Below are 25,046 nucleotides of genomic sequence, written 5' to 3'. Positions count from 1 at the left end.
TTAAGAGAAGATTAATTTCCATATGGTCAAAAACCCAGACCAGTAGAGAAATTATTTCTATCCCAGCTTCTAATCCTTAATCTCCAGACCGGACATTTCTTCAATCAGCTTTGCATATACGGAATGATCCGCTCCTTTCTCACTTTTCGACTGGGCATATTGCCATAACTGATAAACTGTATCCGAGACAAAGGCTGGCATCTTCTCATTTCTAATGATATCCGTAGCAATCGTTAAATCTTTACACATTAAATCCATTGCAAAGCCTACGTCAAACTTTCTCGTCAATACATGCTGCGGAAATTTATTCTCGCTTGAATTGTTTCTTCCGGTACTATGATTGATCACCTCAAGCATTTTACTTGGACTGAGTCCTTTTTTAATACCAATGGAAAGTGCTTCTGCGGTAATGGCAAAGGTTGTTGCGGAAACCAGATTATTCAAAACCTTTATGGTATGTCCGGCTCCTAATTCTCCAACATGGGTTATATTTGATCCAATATCATTGAGCAGAGGCAAAACTTCTGAAAAGGTTTTCTCATCTCCGCCTGCCATGACGGCTAACTCTCCTTCTTCAGCCCTTTTCAAACCACCGCTTACGGGGGCATCCAGCATCCTGATCCCCCGCTGATCTAATGATTCACCGACTTCTGTTGTGACGTCTGGCACAGAACTTGTAATATCAATTAACACATTGCCGGGTTCCATTCCGGTAATCAGCCCTTCTTTCTCCAGAACAACACTTTTGACTACATCAGCATTTGGCAAGACCGTCATGACATAATAGCAGCTCCTAGCGAGATCAGGTAGTGAATCTGTTGTCTTTGCGCCTAATGTTCTAAAATCCTCTAAAAGATCGGAGTTAACATCGTAAACACATAGTTGATGTCCCCGCTCCATTAGCCGTTTGGCAATTCTGCCCCCCATATTTCCTAAACCAATCAAACCGATATTCATGTTAGTTACACTCCTTAAATAGCTGTCTTATTCATCCTCTTCCGCAAAGACTTGCTGAGCTGTTTTAAAACTGTCCAAAGCTGCCGGAACGCCACAATAAATTGCGGTCTGCAGGAAAATTTCTTTAATTTCTTCTTTTGTAACCCCATTCCTTAGTGCCCCTCGCAAATGAAGTTTTAGCTCATTCGGACGATTCAGAGCCGTTAACATGGCAAGATTAATAATACTTCGTGTCTTTTTCGGCAGCCCTTCTCTTGTCCAGATTTCACCCCAACAGTATTCGGTAACTAACTCTTGCATAGGTTTTATAAAATCATCCGCATTCGCAATCGATTTGTCAACATACGCTGCTCCCAAAACCTCTCTTCGAACCTTAAGACCCGCATCAAATTTTTTCTGATCCATTATAATTCCCCTCTCTAAAAAAATTAATGATTAAATGATTATTAATAAAAGTGACCTACCTCGCTTAAATTTTTGCTGGAGGCACTTTATTATCTATCTATTCAGCAACGGAATGAAGGAGCTTCATTAAATCCGACTTTGCTTCAAATCCAACTCCAGGTACATCAGGCATACGAACGTACCCTGATTCGACAGGAACATCATCAGCAAAGCCACCAAACGGTTCAAAAACACCAGGGTAAGATTCATTACCGCCCAATCCCAACCCAGCCGCAATATTCAGAGACATTTGATGACCACCATGAGGAATACAGCGACGAGATGACCACCCATATTTCTTCAACATATCCAGAATACGTATATACTCAACTAGTCCGTAACTTAAGGCGCAGTCGAACTGAAGATAGTCACGGTCCTGCCGCATTCCGCCGTAACGAATCAAATTTCGTGCATCTTGCATTGAGAAAAGGTTCTCTCCAGTAGCCATCGCGTTTTTATAATGTTTCGTCAATTCTGCTTGAAGTTCATAATCAAGCGGGTCGCCAGCTTCTTCATACCAAAATAAGTTATAAGGTTCCAATTTTTCAGCATATTGAATGGCTGTTTCCAAATCAAACCGTCCATTGGCATCGACCGCAAGTGAACGTCCATTTGGCACGATTTCCAGTACCGCTTCGATTCGGTGAAGGTCTTCTTCCAGGGAGTTCCCTATTTTCATTTTCACGACAGAATATCCATCATTGAGATAGCCGCGCATTTCATCTTGAAGCTCAGCAAGTCCTTTCCCCGGTTGATAATAGCCTCCGGCAGCGTAAACGAATACCTTATGATCAGGTTTTCCGTCGCCATATCGATCGGAAAGCAATTGATACAAAGGCTTGTCTTCAATTTTTGCGACAGCATCCCATACGGCCATATCAAGTGTACCGACGGCTACCGACCGCTCTCCATGTCCTCCAGGTTTTTCGTCTGTCATTAAAATATCCCAAATTTTATATGGATCAAGGTTTGAACCCTCGTCATTTACGTATTCTTTTGAATCAGCTTCAACCAGTCGGGGAATAAAACGATCATGCAATAAACCACTGGGTGCATAACGGCCATTGGAATTAAAACCGTAACCGACTACCCGTTTTCCGTTCTTTTCTACATCCGTAATAATAGCCACAACCGAAGCCGTCATTCTGCTGAAATCGATATAGGCATTGCTGATACTTGATTTGATCGGAACCACTTTTTCTTTAATATCTACTATTTTCATATAATCAATCCTTTCCTATACAGAAGCTTTGTTCCAAAAGTTAAAAGGTTAATAAGGGGAACAAATTCAATTGAAGTTTTATTGTTGCAAGTCAATCATTTCACTCGAGCCTAATACTTGTTGCAAAACATCAATCATATCATCGTAGTTTTCCAAAACGTAAACTCCAGCTTCTTTTAACTTCTGCATCTTTATGGAAGGACGGCCAAAATCACCTGATATCATTGTACCTGCATGACCAAATACTGTCCCTTCTGGCATCGATTCTGTAAAGTGGCCAGCAACGTATGAAATAATCGGCTTGGTAACCCCTCCATTTTTGATAAATTCTGCTGCATCTTCTTCAAAAGATGTACCAGGTTCTGAAAAAGTGACAATGGCCTTTGTATCTTCATCATGCTCAAATAAATGAAGCAAATCTTTGATGTTGGTCCCTATTAAACTATCTCCTCCAATACCGATCGTCATTGAAACACCATACCCTGCCCGTTTGATCATCCATGAAGTCTCGTTTGCCATTCCCCCGCTTCTGGAAATGACACCCACGTTACCTGGTACAAAGGAACGTTCGGGATAGTCTCCTCCGATTGAGCCTAACTTGATTTGATCACCAGGATTCACGACTCCGGCTGTATTCGGGCCAATAATGTAAACCCCCTGTTTTTTCGCAACGGCAAGCATTTTAATAACATCTAATTGCGGGACATTTTCCGTGGTTATCACAAGAATCTTAATTCCGTTATGGATTGCCTCAAGTACTGCATCAAATACAAAGGGAGGCGGTACGACAATCAGACTAGTGTTCACTTGATGCTTCTTAACTGCTTCTTTTACAGTGTCATAAACGGGAACACTGTATACGCTCTGTCCTTTTTTGCCGGGCGTTACACCGGCCAGAATTTCAGTCCCGTAGTTAATTGTGTGTTCTACAATCATTGCCGCTTCCCGTCCGGTAATTCCCTGAACAACAATTCTTGAATGTTTTCCGATTAAGATTGCCATCCGTATACCTCCTCCATGCGCTTAACCATCTTTAAGGCAGCTTGCTCAATCGTAATTTCCTCACCATAATATGTTACATTGGCATCCTCGAAGATTTTTCTTCCTTTCTCATCATTTACACCTGCTTCCCTTACAACCACCGGAAATGTTACGGGATCAATTTTCAACTCATTCAATGCTTTGATAATCCCCGCAGCCATTACATCAATCTGTGTGTTGTTTGAAATGTTATGAGCCACGTAAAGTCCTTTGACTTCCTCTTTCGACAATATCCCTTTGGTTAATCCGTACACTTTTTCAACAGGTGGATTACCTCCAGTTTCCGTATAGTTTGCCGGTTTTCCTCCATGTCGAGTTAAGGCGTCAAAACTTACAAGACTTCCTCCACCTCCTCCACACATAAAACCGATATCCCCGCCTTCTATTTCGGTATAGCGTGCAGTACCGCGATAATCCGCATCATTGACTTCAATCATTTGTTTTTCCAATTCTGTTAATGGCCGCCATGATCTTTCACTGCCAACTTCAACCATTCCTGCTAACTCCGATTGACGATAAAGGGCCGTATCGTCTACTCCCATAACTGAATCAGCAACAACAATGTTTCCATCTTTCGTCAGGGCTAAGGGATTAACCTCAAGAATAAAACAATCGTATTTCCAGAAGATATCGTAAAGCTTGGAAAGCACTTCTGTAACACGAACAAGCACTTTCCCTGTTACCCCCAGTGAACTCCATAATTCCTTAATCTGAAACGGGTGAATCCCATCAAACGGATCTACATGAAGGGTGGCAATTTTTTCTGGGTGGTCTTTAGCTAAATCTTCAATATCCATACCTCCATATGTCGTTACCATAATGACAGGTTTTTGCTCTTGGCTGTCTATACTGATGGATACATACCATTCTTCCTTGATGTTTAGTTTTTCTTCAACCAGTACTTGGTTTACCGGGAAATTATGAACAGTCATTTTTAAAAGTTCCTCGGTTTGTTGTTCAGCTTCCTCAGCTGTTTCCGGAAATTTAACTGCGCCAGCTTTTCCCCGTTTTCCAACGGGAACGAGAGCCTTTAACACGATGTTTTTATTAAATATGATGTTTCGGGCTTCATAGCCCCTTTCGACGACCCAGTTATCCGGGGTATTCACGCCATTTTTACGAATTAATTTTTTACTGAAATGTTCCAATATCTTACCCATGTTTTATCCTCCAATTTTCATTTGTTTCTAAAATGAAACGAGACCAACCCATCTCCACCAGGTCAGAGCTATAAAAATGGTTAATCCCATCATTAGCAATGTCATATAAATGCCAGGTATCAAATAATCACGTTGCGATATTTGTCCCGAACTATGAACAATCATGTTAGTCATGCTTTCAACGACGAGGATATAACCGTGTAAACAAGTCAGGGCTGCTGTATAACTTATGAGTATCGGATTACCCCCCGCTTCGACGGAAAGACCAATATAAATTGGTATTAATGTAACAACCGCAGTTGAGACATTGGAAATCAACAAGTGGATTATCTGGGTTGCAATCAGTACAAAAATCAATGCCAATATTGGTTCTTGCATTAAATATAAAATCCAGGAAGCTTCACCAAGCAACTCACCGATTTGTTCGGCAGCACCGGATTCATTCAGAGCATATCCCATGGAAAGTGTTGCTCCCAGTAATAACACAGTATTGAAGTTAATCTGCACAACATTTGTCCAATCGGCACAACCAATTCCGGGAAACGTCATCAGAAATACACCAATCAAAGCAGGGACACTGGGGTGCAGTCCGTGAAGCGGTTCGGACATCCACATCACAACTGTCAATGACAGAATGATCAAGCACCTTATTTCTTTCTTATCCAACGGGCCGAATTCTTTTACTTTTTGCTGTATTTCCAATTTCAAATGTGGAAAGGAATCATCTTTTTCTTTCAATGGAAAACATTTCAACAATACAAACCAGCTTCCCGGAATCAGTGCCAACCACAGTGGCAATGAATAAATGAACCATTCAAAATAGGTGATGTTAACATTGCGTATTTGATTAAGTATATCCACTGCCAAAATGTTTCCAATTGCTGCTGTCATCACAGCAGTACCGCTTATCGTACATCCGAAAGCGACTGCAAGTAAAATCATTTTTCGCAAAGGACTGTCCCGTTTAGCCCCAACTGTGTCAAGTACATTCAACGCCACCGGCAGCAGTAAACTTGTGCGGACGGCAGTGGCAGGAATAAAAAATGCTTGCACTTGTGGAATCACCAAGATACTTCCAAGTAGCCCTTTGGCATTGCCACCCCACCTGGACAATATAAGATAGGTAATGCGTTGTGCCAGCCTCGTTTCATTTACTGCTTTGGCAAGCATCATTCCACCGATAATCAAAAAAACGGCAGGTGAAGCAAATCCGCTAAAAACAACTTCGACAGAGACGGGATGAAGCAATAGCATTAACAGAAGGACTAAAATAGCCGTTAAACCAATCGGTATCGTTTCAGTTACCCAGAGTACAAGACAGCTGGTAACAATCGCTATTATCTTTCTTGATGCCAGATCAAAAGAATCCGGTAATCCAAAATACACCAATGAAAAAGCGATGACTCCCGCCAAAATCCCTATTAACTGATTTTTTTGCCCTAAGGAGCTATTTTGGTTTAAAAGATAGGTATCTTTTTCCTCTGTGTACTTGGCTTTTCTCTGAGAAACATTACTCATATTCAGCCCTCTCCAATGAAACAACATTCACTCCTCGCAAAAGAACAAAATCAGTTGTAAGACCCTCATTGGTTAAAATGAAAATGCGAGGAATGATTATCTGATAAACTATGATGTTATTAGTTTAAATCCACCATTTCTTTGGCCTTTTTATATACTGGATAATCAACAAGTTTGCCATTGACAGAAATGGAAGCTAAACCCTGAAGCTCGGCCTTTTCAAACTCCTCAACTATTTGTTCGGCCTCTCGTAACGCTTCTTCTTGGGGCGTGAACACCTTGTGGATGTGTTCGATTTGTTTGGGATGAATGATCAGTTTTCCGCCGAACCCAATCCTTTTAGCCAATATTGCTTCATCACCTAATCCTTCCAGATTGTCCAAATCAAAATAAACAGTATCGATAGGCTTGCTTATTTCAGCCGATCTTGAAGCAATCACAATTCTCGAACGAGCATAAAGAAGTTCATGTCCGCTTGCGGTCAATTCACAACCAATATCCAATGAAAAGTCGATGGAGCCGAAAGCAAGGTTGGATACGAAAGGGTGTGAATTTGCAATCTCATATGCAAACTGGATTCCTTTTGCAGTTTCCAATAGCGGAATGACATTAAAGTCTATTTCTTTCTCATTCAGCTCCATTTTTTTTAAAATGTTATAGGCCTCCTCGCAAACCCAACGAACATCTTCTTCACTTTCAGACTTCGGAATAATGACACCATTTGCTCCATATTCAACTGAAGCGACCAAGTCCTTTCTCCAGTATGAAGTGGATATATCGTTGATTCTTACATAGATTGATTTTTCATCCGTAAATGCTTTCAAAGATTCTTTGACAAGTTCTCTACCACTATCTTTTTCCGAATAAGCCAGCGCGTCTTCAAGATCCAGAATAATACTGTCAGCATCAGAACCCACGGCCTTACTTATCATGGATCTCTTTTTGGCAGGTACAAATAAATAAGAACGTCTATTATTCATGTACAAATATCCCCTTTCTAGACTCTACTAATCATTCAACAATCAACAGTGAAATTTGCGGGAACACGATGATGAGGATCAATACAATAACAAATATTGCAAAGAAAGGTACGACACCCCGTATAACTTGTTCGACCCTTTCTTTGGCAATACCACTGACGACAAATAGATTTAAGCCGACGGGCGGAGTGATCATACCAAGTTCCATATTTACAACCATAATAATGGCAAAATGAAACACATTAATATCCATTGTTTGTAAAATTGGCAGGAAAATCGGCAGTGTTATCAAAATAATCGCCGTTGGCTCCAGGAACATACCAAGGATGAAAAACAGGATACTTACAATGAGCAAGAACGTCCACTTGTTGAATCCACTGTCAATCACCCATTGTGCAAATGCTTGCGGGACTTGCTCAGTGGTTAAAAACATACCAAAAACAAGCGCAGCTGCAATAACCAGGAAAATCATTGATGTCGTATTGATCGATTGTTTCGTTATATTTATAAAATTTTTCCAGTTCATTCCACGATAAACAAGAACTGAAATGATTATCGCATATAATACAGCCACAAATGAGGCTTCGGTAGGAGTGACAATGCCTGTATAAATACTTCCAAGTATCAAAATCGGCATTATAAGTCCCCAAATTGCCTTTATAGATGGCTTCCATCTCTTGGACATGGGCACTTTTTCCAAGCCACCATAATTTTTTCGATTGGCAACAATCACTGCGGCAATTATCAACACTCCACCCAACAAAAGGGCAGGAAAAATACCCGCAGAGAATAGTTTTCCTGTCGATATCTCAGCAACTGATCCGTAAAGAATCAAAGGGATGGATGGTGGCATTAAAATTCCCAAAGTACCTGCTGTAGCAATAAGACCCATCGAGTATTTTTTTTCATAGCCCGCTTGCACCATCATTGGAATCATAATCGCCCCAATGGCTGCAGCAGTGGCCGGGCTCGATCCGGAAATCGCCGCGAAAATCATACAGGTGATGATTGTCACGACAGACAATCCGCCTTTCGTATGCCCGATCCACGCACGAATACATTCAATCAAGTATTTGGAGATACCGCCCTGCGCCATCAATAATCCTGCAAACACAAATCCGGGGATGGCCATTAGGGTAGTACTGTTAACACCTGTGAACATTTTCTGGATGACAGTATCCAATGAAAAGCCGACCATCCATAAGGCGATAATACTGGAAACTCCCAAACTGATTGCGATTGGAACCCGCAGAAAAGCCAATACGAATAATAAAGCGATTAATATTATTGTTGCCATTCCGTATTGCCCTCCTTATGTATATCTTCTTTTTTAACAAAAAAACGAAAGGCTTTTTCAACGAAACGTGTAAATAAAAGGGTACCACCTATTGGCATAATCAAATAGTTGATCCAAATAGGAAATTCAGCATCAAGTGTGGTGATTTCCTGTTGATATGCTGTTATAACCATTTCAATTCCTGTCCATATAAAAAAGATACTGAAAGCGATTCCAATAATGAGCGTAATAAATTCCGAGATCTTTTTCATAGCAGGATTAAACCGATCATAAAGGATATCTATTGTAATATGCTTATCATCCCGTAAAGCAGTTGAAAAGCCGATAAAAATTGCCCACACAAGCATCATGGTAAAAAATTCTGTAGCCCAGGACTGTGAACTATTCATCACGTAACGCATAAAAACGGCGTATAAGCTGATAGTAATCCCTGCCAGAAATAAAATTATAGAAATGACATTTTCAATCTTACCTAGTAATTTCATTAAGAGCCCCTTTCTTTTCTACAGATTCCATTTTACGTACTAGTAGTTGGCTTATAACCACTTTTTACATCAGATTAAAAACCACTCCCTACTCCTTGTATTTTGGATACAGATATTTTGGATACGATATAAAAATATAATAATACAATTCAATAATTATGACAAGTCAAAATAAATTAAAATATATTAATTTATTAATAATTCTTTACATTGATTATGAACTATGGTAATTTAATGATTAATCATTGTATCCAACATTCAAAATCCAAAAAAGAGGGTGATAGCAGAAAAAATGAAAGCCCTTTCAAAATTATTACAACCTACATCTCTACAGGGGGTGATAATTGATGGTGATGAATCGGTTCTTGTTTGTTTGATTATTATTTTCAAAACCAATACTTAGGGGGTAATAAGTTCATGAAAAAGAAATTGTTTAGTTTAATGATTTTGATACTTGTATTAGTTTTAACTGCATGTGGTGGTGACGAAAATGCTTCGGGAGAAAGTGATGATAGCGGAGGCAATGAAATTCAGGAAAAGACAATTAAATTCTCCCACGTAGTAGCAGAGAATACGCCGAAGCATCAAGGTGCTTTAGCCATGAAAGAGTATATTGAGGAAGAGTCTGACGGTAAAATTACGGTAGAAATCTATCCAAACAGCTCACTTTTTGGCGATCAGGATGAATATCAAAACTTAGTTTCAAACAATGTACAATTTATCGCACCTGACATATCAAAATTTGTTGGAAATAATCCACAATTTAACGTTCCTTCTTTGCCCTTCGCATTTGATAACGATGCTGCAGCTCTCGCATTCTGGGATGGGGATAAAGGGCAGGAAATTATGTCCAGCCTGACTGACGATGGAGTCCTTGGTCTTTACGTTTGGCCAAATGGCGGGAAGCATCTTACAAACAATGAACGACCAATTGAATCACCAGATGATTTAGAAGGATTGAAGTTCCGTACACAGGGAGGGCAGGTGCTTGAAGCCATTTATTCCGAGATGGGAGCCGGCTCTGAATCAATTCCATTTGGCGAATTGTATACCGCCCTTGACCAAGGTGTTGTAGAGGGACAGGAAAATACGTTCAGCAATATTGAATCAAAAAAATTTGACGAGGTTCAGAAGTATATGACTGTGATGAACCATACACGCGTCGATTATGGGCTTTTCACAAACACAGAGTTCTGGGACAGTTTAAACGAACCAACAAAAGAGATTGTGGAGGCAGGTGTTGAAGAAGGAACCGAAGTTGCTCGTGAAAAGGCCAAAGCGTTGAATGATGAAGGATACGAAATCATCAAAGAACGTGGAAACGTGGAAATTACCGAATTATCTCCTGAACAAGTTCAGGACTTTCGTGATGCTCTTCAACCAGTTTGGAACGAGTATGAAGATGAAATCGGTTCTGATGTATATGAAGCAGTTCGTGCTGCAAACGATGAATATGGAAATTCTACAGAATAATCTTTTGTGTCATACTCGATCATTTAACAGAACATTAATATTGTATTGCACATCTGTTGGTCCATAATCAATAAACAGTCTTGCCCGGAACATCACTATAAATGGCAGCTGCCCCACTCATATAAAAGCAGTTGCCATTTATCACTTTTTTAAAAAGAGGATTAAAGAGAAAGTAGTATACTTTCAACTATCCTTTTTATCCCCTGCATAAAGCAGTTATTTCTTCAATACTTTCTACATCTTCAAATCTTTCTATTTTACGAATTACTTTCTTGCCCTGTTCATCTCCTATTATTGGTTTAGTGAGGGCAATAAATTTATCAATAAGTGACGCGCGAGACATTGGATTTTCAATACTTCCCGTAGCATGTTCTATTGTTACTTTATGTTCTGTTCCATTGTTTAAAATTACTTTTGCAATGGCTTTATCCTCATTTATATCATCGTTGATACTTGGCTTTATCTTCGAACGAAATGCAACAATATTAGGATCCATAACTTTTTCATCATCATATTGGGCTTGACCGGCAGCTTTTTCCAAGAAGCCAACTGCAGCCGAGTGATAAATACTAAATTTTCCTTCAAGCCCTGTTCGAGGCTCCTTTTTTCCCGTTAATTCTAGGACGGATGGGTTGACGATTAATTGAATTTCCTGGACATTCATTGGTTCAGCAAAATTCCTTAATTGTATACATGCATCAATAGAGGGATGTAATACGATACCACACGCATAAGGTTTAAATGAATTCTTAAGTAATTCCCATTGTTTTCCCCAATTTTCATTTACACGGTCAAGATTGAATGTAGGTGATAGTACAGCCGAGAAGCCCCGCTTTGCCTCCAGCACTTGATTTGAACTTGTGAAGCCTTTTTTGGCTAACATTGCAGCCAATAAACCATTTTGTGCTGCTTTGCCCGGATGAAATGGTTTGGTCATTGTGCCAAACATTTCCCTTAATCCACTCGATTGCGTACCCGCAATTCCTAAAGCCTGAAGTAATTGTTCCTTATTAAGCTTTAACAACAAACCAGCTGAAACTGCAGCACCAAAAACTCCTACAGTACTGGTAATGTGCCAACCTAAATCATAATGGGCTGGATAAATCGCATTGCTTATTCTTAGTTCCACCTCAGACCCAAGCACGAAAGCTCTTAATACCTCTATTGGATTTAGATCATACCATTCACCTAAGGCAAATACAACTGGAGCAACAGGTCCACTTGGATGATGTATTGTATCAAGGTGAGTATCATCAAAGTCAAAAATATGTGAAGTCATTCCATTCGTTAATGTTGCTAACAGTATATCAGCTTTTTCAGATCTACCTAGTATTGTTACCTGTTCAGACGATTGTAAGTCATTTTTTAAATCTAAAACCATGCCGACAGATGGATGATTGGCTGAACCGATAGCTACCCCTGCCCAGTTAAGTATACTTTTTTTGGCATGTTCCTTCACATTCTCAGGAATACTCTCGTAATCAGTATTAAATAGATTGTTGACTAAAGATTCAGTAGTCATTTGATTGAAAACCCCTCCACTCCCTTTATTTAGCCACTTATATTTTATAGGATTTTCTAAAACAAAAAAATTTTTGCTTCCCATTCCATCTCTTGCCAAAGTTTTTGTGAACGCAGCGCAAGCGGTACATACTTTTCCCCCTCCCCATATGCATGACGAATAATTCGGCTTTCGCCATGATGAGAGCCTTCTGAATGGGGCGAGTCATATTTGTCTATTAATGCAATAGATTTATTCGCTTTACTGAGATAATAACCAGCAGCCATTCCCATTGACCCTGCTCCGATAATGACAACATCATAAGTCATATTTTAGTCACCTTTCTTTTAATTTAATCATAAATTTGGCAGAAATAAAGAGACTTCCGGGAAATAGGTTACGACAATCAATGTCGGCAGCCAGGCAAATAAAACATAATAACTGTAGGTTTAAGCATCTCATTTTATAGGTGACTTTTTCTCTTCAGTAGAAGACTCGACTGATGTAAGTTCTTTCTATTTCACGATTGTATCGTCCTTCTCCAGCATTTTCGGTGTCGGTTGAACGATGTCGGGGTACTTTATTCCAGCCCCTGTATTCAGGGAAACAACCGTTTCATCCTTACCAATCCATCCGTTTTCCCTCAATCTGCGGACTGCTGCAAATGCAGCGGCACCCTCCGGACAGATAAAGCTTCCTTCCATACGCGCCACTTTGGTTTGTTCCTGAATGATCGACTCATCATCCACGGCAATGGCAAAGCCATCGGTATGATCAATCGCATCCAATACCAGGAAGTCCCCCAACGCTTTCGGAACATTGATGCCAAAAGCAAGTGTTTCAGAATTCTGCCAGAACTCTGATTCACGTCTGCCTTCTTCCCATGCCTTGACAATTGGCGCACATCCTGTTGATTGAACAGCTGCTAATCGAGGCAGCTTCCCTTTCACCCAGCCTAATGTTTTTAATTCTTTTAGAGCCTTATAGATACCAATAAGGCCAACGCCACCGCCGGTCGGATATAGGATGACATCAGGCATTTGCCAATTGAGCTGCTCTGCGATTTCCAGCCCCATTGTTTTCTTGCCCTCAATCCGATAAGGTTCCTTCAATGTAGATGCGTCATAAAGGTCATAATCCTTTACCGCCTTCCCGACAATCTTTCCGGCATCACTAATAAGACCATTGACCACATAAAGATTGGCCCCTGATAAGGCGACTTCGTTTCGTGTAATCTTAGGCGCATCATTAGGCATCATAATGGTAGATTCAATTCCTGCCCTGGCAGCATACAACCCCCACGCTGCGCCGGCATTTCCATTTGTCGGCATCGCTAGTTCTTTAACACCAACTTCTTTCGCCTTCGATACCCCGACAGCTGCTCCTCGTGCCTTAAACGTACCGGTTGGGATCAGCCCCTCATCTTTCATGAACAGATTGCCAAGCCCCATGTCTTTTTCAATTTCACACAATGGAATGAGCGGCGTCATCCCTTCCCCTAGCGACACAACATTACTTTCATCTTCAACCGGCAGTAACTCATGATATCTCCATAAAGTCGAATCCCTTGATTTTAATTCAGCAGGTGCTAAAATTTTTTTCAATTTCTCTAAATCGTAGTCAACTAATAAAGGGGAGCCGCATGTGCAAAGCTGATGCTGCCCGTTGGTTCCATATGTATTCCCACATTTCGGGCAATAAAGATGTGAAACGTAACTGTATTTCAAAAATATCCACTTCCTTATTCATTTTTAGTTATTTGTAATTTTACTTTTTCCTTTCAAAGGATTACATTTAGGGACCCGGCATACGGTCCATGGGCCCGTGTCCTGCCAATTTCCAGCACTCAACGGTTTAATTGTTTGGAATAAATAGATTGCTGTAACATGTTGCTTATATCGATAACTTCTCCGGTTTTGATGGAACGTTCAGCTGCTTCCCGACAATAATTGACCAAAAACCTTCTTCCACTGTAGCTTTATGTTTATGATTTCCTCCATATTATCAATAAAATACTTATGCTCAAAATAAGTAGCGCCGTTATAACCACCTTCCTGTATGACGCTTGGATAGCAAGGATTGATTTTTTGGATGTGGTATTTTCGCCGTTTAACACTTCCAGATACGTTTTAATTCATTGTCTGGATATGATTGTCGAAAAATTGACATTTATTTGCTATACTGTTTTCATTAAGATTAAATATACCATTAATTGTAGCCTTTCCCTCCAGCATTGTATCCCTTATATGCTCCGGGTGATCATATCGGACCCAAAAAAAGGGGGGAATAAAATCCAGCTGCTTTCACATTTATTTTTCCGAATATAGGTAATGTTTATTAAATGGAGGTCAACAGCATGATTACAATTATTAAAAATGCAGACATTTACGCACCAAAACCAGTAGGACAAACATCGGTTTTACTCATCAATCAAAAAATTGCAAAGATAGGTAATGTAGATGAACGGGCAATAGAGCGTTTGGGTATCGAATATAAGATTATCGACGCAGAGGGATCAATTGCAGTTCCAGGCTTCATTGATCCTCATGTTCACTTAATTGGCGGTGGTGGAGAAGGCGGATTCGCAACGCGTACACCGGAAATACAACTCAGTGACATAGTCAAATCGGGAATTACCACAGTAGTTGGTCTCTTAGGTACAGATGGCACCACCCGGCATATGACATCACTGCTTGCCAAGGCTCGGGGGCTTGAGGAAGAAGGCATGTCAGCATTTATTTATACAGGAAACTACGCCGTTCCAACTACTACGATCACATCAAATGTAAAGGATGACATTATTTTAATTGATAAAATCATTGGAACAGGAGAGATTGCTATCTCAGATTCCCGTTCAGGGCAGCCTTCTTTGCATGAATTGGCTAAACTAGTTGCCGAAACACGGGTTGGCGGTATGCTGAGTGGAAAGGCAGGGGTAACCCATTTTCACACAGGCCCTGGTAAAGCGTATTTATCACTTTTACATCAACTATTAAAGGATTATGACATTCCTCCTTCCCAGCTATACGCTACCCATATCACCCGTAGTCAAGAACTGTTCGACGACGCAATTTGCCTTGCAAATAAAGGAGGATACGTGGATATTACAGCAGATGATAGAACGGGTGAGTGGATTACGTACTATAGAAAAAACGGTGGCAATATGCAGCACCTGACCTTATCTTCAGATGGGAATGGAAGTCTGCCCAAATTTAATGAATTGGGCAATCTTTTAGGTTTTGACGTGGCGAGTACTCAAACATTGTATCAGCAGGTGATTGCAGCTGTGAAAGATCACGGCATTCCTTTAGAGGAAGTTCTGCCGCTCGTGACTGCAAACACAGCAACTGTATTAAAAATGACAAATAAAGGAAGAATCCAAGAATCAAATGATGCCGACGTCTTAATTTTAGACAAGGAATCTCTAGCCATTCAGCATGTTTTTGCGAAAGGCCGTCATATGTTTAAAAATGAAAAACTTCTTGTTAAAGGAACGTTCGAGAGATGAGAAACTAGTAGTTATACCGAATAGATAGGAGGAAAAAACAATGAAAAGACAGCCGAATTTATTTGAGGCTTTTTCACCGATCGTGGTTATGCTGCTGTTGTTAGCCATTGGTTATGGCGTATATGGCTTTAATCCTGAACCCTTACTGATTTTAGCTTCCGTATATGCAGGTATCATTGCTCTTCGTTTAGGCTTGAAATGGGAAGATATGATGGAAGGTATCCAAGAAAAGATTAAACAAGCGATGCCTGCCATCCTCATCCTCATTTCCATTGGAATTCTTATTGGAGCATGGATGATTTCCGGTACGATTCCAATGATGATATACTACGGGTTAAAAATAATTGATCCAACCTTTATTGTACTTATTGCATTTGTCGTATCTGCCATTATCTCGATTGTCACTGGAACCTCTTGGGGTTCCGCTGGTACTGTTGGTGTTGCATTAATGGGGATTGCAACGGGACTAGGTGCCAACTTGCCGGCAACTGCCGGGGCAATTGTAGCGGGTGCCTATTTTGGGGATAAATTGTCACCGCTTTCAGATACAACGAACCTTGCTCCTGTGGCGGCTGGAAGTGAATTATATGAGCACATCCGCCATATGCTTTGGACAACCATCCCTGCAGCTGTTGTCAGTATTCTGGTATATTTATTTGTTGGTTTCAACTTATCTGCAGATAATGTTTCCACACCGGAAACAATGAATGTAATGCTTCAAACGTTGACGGAAATGTTTGATTGGAGTATTTGGCTGCTGCTTCCTCCGGCTATCATTCTATATGGATCTATTGGAAAAAAACCAACATTGCCGACCATTATCCTTTCATCTTTTATTGCTGCGCTTTTGGGAAAATTCATACAAGGATTTAACGCTGTCGACATTTTTGCATCAACGGTATCAGGATTTGATGTATCCATGGTGAACCGTACAAATTTTGATGCAGACGGTGTTATATGGGAAGTGACAAGACTTGTGAATCAAGGCGGTATGCAATCCATGACAGGAGTTGTTTTAATTGCCTTTAGTGCTTTTATTTTTGCAGGAATTATAACAAAATCGGGTTCGCTTGAAGTCATCATTCAAACCCTTATGAAAATTGTTAAACGAACGGGAGATCTGATTTTGACAACTGTGCTCTCGTGTATAACGATGGCACTTGTCACCGGAAATTCGTATCTCTCTATTATTGTACCTGGGGAAATTTATAAAGATACGTATCAGAAAAATAAATTACGTGCAAAAAACCTTTCACGGACTCTAGAAGACTCCGGCACTGTTGTTGTGCCGCTCGTTCCTTGGTCTTCTGCAGGAGTATTTATGGCAGGGACACTTGGCGTCTCTACCCTCAGCTATGCACCATGGGCGATTTTGTGTTATGTCGGCTTCATCTTTGCCATCACACTTGGATACACAGGACTTGGAATTGCAAAAGATGTTGAAGCAGACAGTTTTAATGAGCCAGAAGATAAGACGGTTCTTTAATATGCCTTAAAACAATTTTTCAGAGACTAGTATATTTCTGGCTTTTCCTACTCAGTTCTACGCTTATTGAATAATCCTATAGAACTTGTTGGACAAAATTCGGCCTTACCAGTATCATTCATTTTTGAATGATACGGTAAGGTTCTTTTTTGATACTATGATGCTGTCGGTGATAAATATCACTACGCCCGAAATTTGAAATGACGATAAAAACCTCATGTTCCACTCAATTCCTGATCGGTAAGAACAGCATCGGATCTAAAAAACTCCAAAACTTTAACATAATTTCTGCCAGGATAACAGATGAAGGCCCCTTAAGGACCTCTCATTAAACTGGCTATAAATGGCTGATTATAGCAGGATCTCCATATCTTTTTACTCAATCCAGTTGTACAGGCAACGCTCTTTCCTTCATAAATCGGTAAATAGGCAGGGTATCCCCAACTTCGCTTGGAATATAATCCCATGTCACAAAACTGGCTGGGGATTCCGGCTCGAGTGTAACTGGAAGTTTGTTTGAAGTTGGTTGAGCCATCGAATAAACGTAACTTCCCTCAGGTATATCAACTTCCTGGGATGTAACTTCAGTTTCGACGTGCACTTGGTTAACGCCCTCAAATTCCCATTCATCCACTTCTTTATCGGTCACAGTATAGGTTTCCACTTCAAGTTTCATAGGTTTTTTTGTTTTCGCAACATCTACACCCATCAATTTAAATTTATCCGCCAGCTCGTCATATTCGGGTGGCATAATGTATTTGGTCGGACGTACTCTTTCCAAGGTCGGAATTGCTTGTGTAGAGCTCAAATATTCAACTTTAAGGTCCACGGACTCCCCCGTTGCAATATCAGTAACCGTGAAATCCTGGTCATTCACCTGTTTCCTTTCCATCGTTATAGCAACTTTATCGTCTGTATCTGCTTTTCTCCCATTTTTCACAGTATTCTTCCGCGCATTTTCTACTACTTTTTTAACCGTTTTTGAATGCTGTGCTGTTGTTTCCAGTATACTCATTTGTGCCGTTACCGCCGATCCGACACGTCTTTCAAATGACTCCCTGCCGATTCCAATACCTCTTGTTTCCGTAATAAACGAAATCGCGGGCTGCAGGCCTAAATTACTTGGGCCTCTATCCGCACCATAAGTAGGTTCATTTATGATTAGCTGTCCTTCTTCATTACGTCCAGCAACCGTGTAATATATATCATTGGAATAACCACGTTCTGTCAATTTGTCTCTGGCATTCGAGATAAAGAGATCAAATGACATATCCCGAATTTGCTCAGGTATGCCCAAATTTCTGCCTGATTGCAATAAAATATCATGATACGCAAGCGACCCCTGTTCCCCAATATCTTTAAAAAGTTGGCTATTGTGTTTTATACCGTATTCGTGTCCGACAATTGATACCTCGGGCTGCTTGTCATTAAAAGCTTTATGGACTGCTTTAATCACCGGAGATTCCAATTTGATGTGGTCACGGTTGAGATCTAAGCCGGTTACGTTCTGTCTCTGAAAATGGTAGGAACCATCGACATTGACTCTAGGTACCATCACAACATTGATTTTGTCGAGAATTTTTTCACCACGTTTACCAGCTAATTTGTTGGCTATAACTAGTGCCGTCTCACCCGCAGCTGGTTCATTGCCATGAATTTGGCTATGTATCCAAACTGTTGGTTTTTGTTTTGAATTATTTCCTTTTTTAAATTCAAGCATCGGAACTTTTCTTCCTTCAACTGATTCTCCAATGATCGTCATTTCTATGAAACGCTTTTTTGCATCCAAATCACGAACAAAATCCATCATTTCCTCTTGAGATGTAAAACTTTTTCCGTCAGTGGTGAAAGCCGGTGTATCAAAGTCTGCACCCGGATCAGGGTAAGAATCCAGCACTTGTTCAGGCTGTGAATATTCTTTTCCATAATATGGCTCAGAAGAAGCAACAACGGGAACCGATAAAGAAACCGTAAGCAGGATTGAGCTTAAAAATAACAATAATGTTCTAAACTTTAACACAAAACAAACCCCTTTCTTAAAAATTTTCGTGATGAACAATAAATGTCTTTATTCTACTTTATCACTTCCCTTATTAATTCATACTAATTTGATGTGTTTAATTATTTTTAAACTATCATGGATGCGTCATTTTATCAATCTATGATTTCGATACCCTGATGTTCCACAAGTTAACAACTCAGTCTTCAATTTTGACTGCGTACCCCGAATATTATGTAAGGAAAAGCTCTAAATATGATTCCTCAACTGATATACAAAAAAAGCCCACAAAAAGCAGACCTTTAAATTATGTATAGCCTCGTCGTGTTTTTGATAAAGGCCATCAGATGAACCTCATCTATATTATAAGAAACCTTAAAACTTCCTCCAGGCATAATTGAAAATAGAACCGTCTTGAGCCAAAGTTTACCGATTCCGCTGCTGAATTTAAAAACATGAGCTAAAAAACCACATGCACCCCATCATTTCTCCCAATTTTGAAAACACTTCGATTGAAACGAATCACCTATTCTGCCTGCAAAAGAAGACTCGCGATCTGTTCCCGTGCTGCATTACCACCTGAAATAACGGAACAGACGTTTCGTCCATATAAGCCCGCCTTATTCGTCATGGCTGCAGCAACCGCCACAGCAGCAGAGGGTTCAATCAGCTGCTTCATGCGCTCAAGAACAAATACAAACGCCTCTTTTATCTCATCTTCGGTAACAAGCACTATATCATCCACGTATTTCTGGATCACAGGAAACGTGAGAGCACCAGGCTGCGATGTCCTAAGTCCGTCGGCTATTGTGTCGATATGGTCAATAGCGGTAATTTCGTCTCGTTTTATTGATAGAGATGTATCATTTGCCTGTTCGGGTTCAACACCAATCACTTTGATACCGGGCTTTGATTCTTTAATAGCTGTCGAGATACCAGAAATAAGTCCTCCTCCCCCAACAGGTACGTAAACAACATCGACATCAGGAATTTGTTCGAGTATTTCGACTCCAATAGTACCCTGACCCGCCATAATGAAGGGATCATCGTAAGGCGGAATGAACACTGCCTTCTGCTCTGCTATTAGTGATTCGGCCTTGTTTAAGCGCTCCGTCGACGTTGTTCCATAGGCAATAACATTTGCGCCATAACCACGGATCGCTGCCACTTTACTTGAGACAGCATTTTCAGGTACAACAATGGTTGCCTGCAGGCCAAGTTTTTCTGCAATATATGCAACTGCCTGACCATGATTGCCTGATGATGCAGTAACGATATGCTGTGCCCCTTCTTTAGCAACCGCCTTCACTTTGTTTGTTGCACCTCTAATTTTAAAAGCCCCCGTTAGCTGTAAATGCTCACCCTTTAAAAACATTCGTTTATCACTCAACACCGACAATGTATGAGACGTTAGTACAGGTGTCCGGTGGATTACGTCTGCTATACTGCCGGCAGCATCGTCTATATTTTTCATTGAAATCATTGCATTGCCTGCCTCCCTGCCTTTTTCTGTTTTTGCGCTATTAATAGACGTCCCTGAATATAGTTTAAACACCCATTTCCAGTACCCGAAAAAATTTTTCTTCTTGAATAGACAGATTCTGTGCTTGATTTACGTTAACCGGCTTGAAGTATATTTTACCGCCCGGGGGCAGTTGTGCCACTTTCGGTATATCAACGGAGATAACTGTGGCAATTCGCGTATAGCCCCCGGTTGTTTGCCGATCCGCCATTAGGATGATTGGCTGCCCATTTGATGGTACTTGTATGGTTCCAATTGGTACAGCGTCAGACCATATATCGGCACCATGTTTATGCGGAATCTCCATTGACTCTAATCGATAACCCATTCGATCTGATTCAGGTTTGATTTTATGCTGCTGATTATAAAATGATTCAATTCCCTCTTCAGTAAACCGATCAATATCAGGGCCGTCCATCACTCTGATAGTCCTTGTATGAGGATAATCTGGGATAACAGCATGTTTTAGCCCCACACCGGGACGACCCCTTACACGGAATCCATTGATAACCATATCCTTTTTAATGACCGTTCCAATATTGGCCCGTTCATATGTGGATTTGCTCCCCATTATAACCGGTATGTCATACCCGCCCGCAACAGCAAGGTAGGCACGTACTCCCGATAAAGGGCGGCCAAAAGAAATCCGGTCACCTTCCTGGACTTTAAACGCTTTCCACATGGGTGCCCTTCTGCCATTGACTGCAGGGCTTAAATCGGCACCACAAATTGATATGACAGCTGGTGCTAATACATCAAGTTCCGGTCCCATCAACGCTATCTCAAGGGTGCCTTCATCCCGGGAGTTGCCAACAAGCAAATTCGCTACCTGCAAAGAAAATGGATCCATTGCACCGGAAACGACAACGCCATATTGTTGGAGACCTTGTCGTCCTATGTCTTGAAACGTGGTTTGCAATCCTATGTTTCTGAATTTGAAAAGTGGCTGTAACAATGGATTATGCACCGACACGCCGAATGTCGATTCCTTTCTCAGATAAGCGCCCGCGCAATTGTTCAACAAATTTCAGGGCGTGCGGATTATCACCGTGAACACAAACCGTATCAGCTTCAATGTCAACAGGTGTTCCATCAACAGCCACAACTCGGTTATCGTAAATCATTTGCAGCACCTGTTGTACCGCTTGATCCGGGTCCATTATCATGGCCTCTTCCTCTGAACGTGGGGTCAGCATTCCATTTGGCTGATATGTCCGATCGGCAAACACTTCTGAAGCAGTCATCAGACCATGGTTTTGTCCAGCACGAATCAATTCACTTCCTGACAGACCGAATAAAATAAGGGTATTGTCAACGTTTTTAACAGCTTTAGCAATCGCATCAGCAATGGCGGGATCAGTCGCTGCCATATTATAAAGAGCTCCATGTGCTTTCACATGATTCATCTCGACATTGTGCACATGACAAAAGCCTTTTAATGCACCGATTTGATAGGTAACAAAATGGTAAACATCTTCCGGATCAACCGTGATATGCCGCCGTCCAAATCCCTGCAAATCAGGCAATCCAGGATGAGCACCGATTCCAATACCATTTGCTTTCGCTGTTTTAACGGTAGTGTACATCGTATGATGATCACCTGCATGATAACCGCAAGCGATATTGGCTGATGTTATCACTTTCAACACGTCTTCATCCAGGCCAATTGTATAATGGCCGAAACTTTCACCAATGTCACTGTTCAAATCAATTTGATAGCCTGTCATCCGATCACTTCCTTTTCAATTTGAAACGTATTGTGAACAACTTGTTTTTTGATTTTGTCGTAGTCTCGTTTTGAAATGGGCACGAACCTTATTCTGTCACCTGCCCTGTACAAAAACGGCTCCTCACGATCCGGGTTAAATAATTGAACAGGTGTTTTCCCAATCAAATTCCAACCCCCTGGTGACGCCAATGGATATATCCCTGTTTGATTGCCGGCAATGCCGATCGATCCTTCAGGAACATGACTTCTCGGATTATTCAGCCGCGGTGTGGCCAATGTTTCCGGTAATCCTCCAAGATACGGGAAACCAGGCAAAAAGCCAATCATATAAATAAGGTAATCCACACTTGAATGTTTTTCAATTACGTTTTGTTCACTTAGCCCGCTATTCTCAGCCACTTGTACGATATCCGGTCCGATTTTGCCGCCGTACAATACAGGTATTTTCACGAGTGTTGATGATTCCTCATCAAGCTGTAAGTCCTTGTTGGCCAAATTCAACAGAATATCACGGAGATTCTCATATGAAATGTGGTAAGGATGGTAATACACAATTACTGAATGATATGCAGGTACCCATTCGATCACACCCTTAACGGCTTGTTCTTTTAATTTTTTACAAAAAGATTTGATGTTGCGGTTTAATTCAGGAGACACCTTTTCATGAAATGTCACTCGAATAGCTGTATCTCCTGCTGGTTGACACGTGATGTTTGTCATATTAGATCACCTTCTGTAAAAAGCTTAATTGAATAACCAATCGAGTATACCGAACGATTGCAGTGCTAATATCACCGTTATTACGAAAATCAACCAGCCAGCTACATTTATCCACGTCCGGTTCACATACTCACCGAGTAGTTTTTTATTATTCATAACCACCATGAGCAGCAGAACGATAACTGGTAATATTAATCCATTCGCATATTGGGCGAACAGAATTACTTGAATCGGCTCATATCCTAAGCTTGCAAAAATAACACCAACCAATATAATTGATAACCAAACCAGCCGAAAGCGAGTAGATTTTAAGTGACGCTCCCAGCCCAGTGCGCCGGATGTAGCATACGCTGCTGCCAATGCCGCTGTCATCGAAGACGTGATCCCGGCTGCAAAAATCCCGATAGAAAAAATATACTTGGCCCAAGAACCAAGTAAAGGTTCCAGCTGAACTGCCATTTGAGCCGGGTTATCAAGCGCTGTTCCAATCGGAAACGCAGCAGCTGCGGTTAAAACAATGGCGATTGAAATGACCCCACAAATAACCATAGACGCGATGACGTCAAACCGGCCGTCTTTTATAGCATCTTTGCCTTTCCAACGCTCTTGAACTGTGGAAGTTTGTAAAAACAGCGTATAGGGTACGATGGTTGTCCCTATAAGCGATATTACCAATAATCCTGCTCCATCCGGTACTGAGGGAATGAATATCCCTGCAAACATAGAACCGATATCAGGCCGCACGACGATTGCTGTTATCACGAAACAAAAACTCATGGTGAGAATGAGTACGATAAAAACCTTTTCAATGAACTTGTAGTTACCTGTCCACAGTAAGAGACCGGCCGCAATACCAATGAGTAAGCTCCAAGCAGATACAGGAACACCGGTAATTGTCGCCAACCCAATGGCCCCACCGGTAATATTACCGGTTTCATAGGCAGCATTACCAATCAAAATCGCAGTAATAATAAGTATAACCGTTACCACTTTTAGTACCGGATGACTGAACTGCCCCTGCATTACAGTACCAAGTTCTTTTCTGCTTACAATTCCCAGCCTGGTAACCATTTCTTGCAGGAACATTGTCGCAATGATTGAAAAGGCTAGTGCCCAAATGAGTACATAGCCGAATTCCGCCCCTGTAGCAGAAGCCGTTGTAACCGTACCAGGGCCGATAATAGACGCTGCAACAAGTGTTCCTGGCCCAAGTGTTCTTAGTCTTTCAAAAAACCCCTTCTGCCTCATATTCCCCTCCTGAATTTGTATATTTATAACAGTTCACTTTTAAAATGATAAAGATAATTATAATCGGTATATACTTATTATTCAAATAACTATTTTCATCACGTATAACCTCTTCTATCAGACCGAATCGGCTAGCATCCCTGAGAATAGCGGGATTGTTTCATCTAGCTGCCACCTCCCCCATTCTATCAGCAACATAAAAAAAAGACTGTCATATATGAAGACAGTCTCAAACCCAAAAGTTTATCAGTGATTCAAGAAGAAAAATAAAACGTGACATAACGTTAGTTAAATATTTCTCTAAATAACGCCCTGAAACCTTAGAATAATTTCGGCTACGATAGCAGATCCTAAGAATGTCCCAAGTAACACACACATACCAACGACAACTGTTTTCCAGCCTAATTTAACAAAATCTGTCCATGAACGGCCAATTGAAATTCCGGCGTATGCTAAAATAGGTGTCGCTATAGCTAATAGATTCACCTGGGATGTCCAGTTAACAATCATTTCTGAACCAGGAACACCAGGAATTGTTAGGATGAACGCCAAAATACCGATATAGGCAATGCTCGGTATTTTATCGTAATTGACAAGTTTGTGGATCATCAAGCCCATCAAACTGATAAGTGCCAAAACAATAACCCCAGGCACTGCTTCAAGTGGCATAATGCCGTATCCAATCCAATTCCCTATGATGATCGTAAACCCAATAATAATAAAGAGCAAACTCCATTCTTGAACACTTTTCAGCAT

The 25,046-nt window shown here is 40.9% G+C and carries 20 protein-coding genes and 2 pseudogenes; 3 read left to right on the top strand and 19 right to left on the bottom strand.

What is annotated here, in order from left to right:
• Window positions 1-69: 69 nt before the first annotated feature.
• From BM195_RS18990 to BM195_RS08055, 9 genes and pseudogenes are all read right to left on the bottom strand, one after another.
• A pseudogene (locus BM195_RS18990) lies at window positions 70-960 on the bottom strand (NAD(P)-dependent oxidoreductase); the annotation flags it as partial.
• Window positions 961-984: 24 nt separating this feature from the next.
• Window positions 985-1,362, bottom strand: coding sequence for a 4-carboxymuconolactone decarboxylase (gene pcaC, locus BM195_RS08090; protein WP_090236303.1), 378 nt, complete (start codon window positions 1,360-1,362; stop codon window positions 985-987).
• A 97-nt stretch (window positions 1,363-1,459) separates the two neighbouring features.
• Window positions 1,460-2,623 (bottom strand): mandelate racemase/muconate lactonizing enzyme family protein, encoded by a 1,164-nt coding sequence (locus BM195_RS08085; RefSeq protein WP_090236302.1) that lies wholly within the window; start codon window positions 2,621-2,623, stop codon window positions 1,460-1,462.
• A 78-nt stretch (window positions 2,624-2,701) separates the two neighbouring features.
• Window positions 2,702-3,625: a succinate--CoA ligase subunit alpha gene (locus BM195_RS08080; RefSeq protein ID WP_090236301.1), complete on the bottom strand. Its 924-nt coding sequence runs from the start codon at window positions 3,623-3,625 to the stop codon at window positions 2,702-2,704.
• On the bottom strand, window positions 3,613-4,824 hold the full coding sequence (locus BM195_RS08075; protein ID WP_090236297.1) for an ATP-grasp domain-containing protein: 1,212 nt from the start codon (window positions 4,822-4,824) through the stop codon (window positions 3,613-3,615). The genes BM195_RS08080 and BM195_RS08075 overlap by 13 nt, the downstream gene beginning before the upstream one ends.
• Before the next feature lie 27 nt (window positions 4,825-4,851).
• The gene (locus BM195_RS08070; RefSeq protein ID WP_090236293.1) at window positions 4,852-6,342 is read right to left on the bottom strand and encodes an SLC13 family permease; all 1,491 of its coding nucleotides are present in this window, start codon (window positions 6,340-6,342) and stop codon (window positions 4,852-4,854) included.
• 119 nt (window positions 6,343-6,461) lie between these two features.
• Window positions 6,462-7,322, bottom strand: a complete 861-nt coding sequence (locus BM195_RS08065) for an HpcH/HpaI aldolase/citrate lyase family protein (protein ID WP_090236291.1) — start codon at window positions 7,320-7,322, stop codon at window positions 6,462-6,464.
• 31 nt (window positions 7,323-7,353) lie between these two features.
• Window positions 7,354-8,619, bottom strand: coding sequence for a TRAP transporter large permease (locus BM195_RS08060; RefSeq protein WP_090236288.1), 1,266 nt, complete (start codon window positions 8,617-8,619; stop codon window positions 7,354-7,356).
• A complete protein-coding gene (locus tag BM195_RS08055; protein WP_090236286.1) occupies window positions 8,607-9,104 on the bottom strand; it encodes a TRAP transporter small permease in 498 nt (165 codons plus the stop codon). Before BM195_RS08055 ends, BM195_RS08060 begins: the two co-directional genes overlap by 13 nt.
• A 369-nt stretch (window positions 9,105-9,473) precedes the next feature.
• On the opposite strand from BM195_RS08055, the gene BM195_RS08050 reads away from it, so the two are divergent.
• Window positions 9,474-10,577, top strand: coding sequence for a DctP family TRAP transporter solute-binding subunit (locus BM195_RS08050; protein ID WP_244535704.1), 1,104 nt, complete (start codon window positions 9,474-9,476; stop codon window positions 10,575-10,577).
• A 196-nt stretch (window positions 10,578-10,773) separates the two neighbouring features.
• Here BM195_RS08050 and BM195_RS08045 read toward each other — a convergent pair whose 3' ends face one another.
• From BM195_RS08045 to BM195_RS08035, 3 genes and pseudogenes are all read right to left on the bottom strand, one after another.
• Entirely contained in the window at window positions 10,774-12,183 is a 1,410-nt protein-coding gene (locus BM195_RS08045) for an MmgE/PrpD family protein (RefSeq protein ID WP_244535703.1), read from the bottom strand.
• A pseudogene (locus BM195_RS08040) lies at window positions 12,159-12,407 on the bottom strand (FAD-dependent oxidoreductase); the annotation flags it as partial. The gene BM195_RS08045 and the pseudogene BM195_RS08040, both read right to left, overlap by 25 nt.
• Window positions 12,408-12,593: 186 nt before the next feature.
• Window positions 12,594-13,805 (bottom strand): threonine synthase, encoded by a 1,212-nt coding sequence (locus BM195_RS08035; RefSeq protein WP_090236279.1) that lies wholly within the window; start codon window positions 13,803-13,805, stop codon window positions 12,594-12,596.
• Window positions 13,806-14,434: 629 nt separating this feature from the next.
• On the opposite strand from BM195_RS08035, the gene iadA reads away from it, so the two are divergent.
• Complete coding sequence (gene iadA, locus BM195_RS08030; RefSeq protein ID WP_090236276.1) at window positions 14,435-15,586, top strand: beta-aspartyl-peptidase; 1,152 nt, start codon at window positions 14,435-14,437, stop codon at window positions 15,584-15,586.
• Window positions 15,587-15,626: 40 nt separating this feature from the next.
• Window positions 15,627-17,072: a Na+/H+ antiporter NhaC gene (gene nhaC / locus BM195_RS08025; protein ID WP_090236273.1), complete on the top strand. Its 1,446-nt coding sequence runs from the start codon at window positions 15,627-15,629 to the stop codon at window positions 17,070-17,072.
• 379 nt (window positions 17,073-17,451) lie between these two features.
• Here the strand turns inward: nhaC and BM195_RS08020 are convergent, their stop codons facing one another.
• From BM195_RS08020 to BM195_RS07990, 7 genes are all read right to left on the bottom strand, one after another.
• Window positions 17,452-19,092 carry a M14 family metallopeptidase gene (locus BM195_RS08020; RefSeq protein ID WP_090236270.1) on the bottom strand — a complete coding sequence of 547 codons (1,641 nt, stop codon included), beginning with the start codon at window positions 19,090-19,092 and terminating at the stop codon, window positions 17,452-17,454.
• Window positions 19,093-19,597: 505 nt separating this feature from the next.
• On the bottom strand, window positions 19,598-20,554 hold the full coding sequence (locus tag BM195_RS08015) for a threonine/serine dehydratase family protein (RefSeq protein WP_090236267.1): 957 nt from the start codon (window positions 20,552-20,554) through the stop codon (window positions 19,598-19,600).
• A gap of 64 nt (window positions 20,555-20,618) precedes the next feature.
• Window positions 20,619-21,512 carry a 5-oxoprolinase subunit C family protein gene (locus BM195_RS08010; protein WP_244535702.1) on the bottom strand — a complete coding sequence of 298 codons (894 nt, stop codon included), beginning with the start codon at window positions 21,510-21,512 and terminating at the stop codon, window positions 20,619-20,621.
• A gap of 40 nt (window positions 21,513-21,552) precedes the next feature.
• Window positions 21,553-22,320, bottom strand: coding sequence for a LamB/YcsF family protein (locus tag BM195_RS08005; protein WP_090236263.1), 768 nt, complete (start codon window positions 22,318-22,320; stop codon window positions 21,553-21,555).
• A complete protein-coding gene (pxpB, locus tag BM195_RS08000; protein WP_090236260.1) occupies window positions 22,317-23,042 on the bottom strand; it encodes a 5-oxoprolinase subunit PxpB in 726 nt (241 codons plus the stop codon). Before pxpB ends, BM195_RS08005 begins: the two co-directional genes overlap by 4 nt.
• Before the next feature lie 24 nt (window positions 23,043-23,066).
• On the bottom strand, window positions 23,067-24,290 hold the full coding sequence (locus tag BM195_RS07995; protein WP_090236256.1) for an Nramp family divalent metal transporter: 1,224 nt from the start codon (window positions 24,288-24,290) through the stop codon (window positions 23,067-23,069).
• A gap of 300 nt (window positions 24,291-24,590) precedes the next feature.
• Window positions 24,591-25,046 carry a hypothetical protein gene (locus BM195_RS07990; RefSeq protein WP_090236253.1) on the bottom strand — a complete coding sequence of 152 codons (456 nt, stop codon included), beginning with the start codon at window positions 25,044-25,046 and terminating at the stop codon, window positions 24,591-24,593.

The organism is Lentibacillus halodurans, assembly GCF_900112045.1.
Classification (GTDB): domain Bacteria; phylum Bacillota; class Bacilli; order Bacillales; family Amphibacillaceae; genus Lentibacillus; species Lentibacillus halodurans.
The sequence above is the reverse complement of the archived record's forward strand: the minus strand, read 5'-3'. Positions and strand labels throughout refer to the sequence as shown.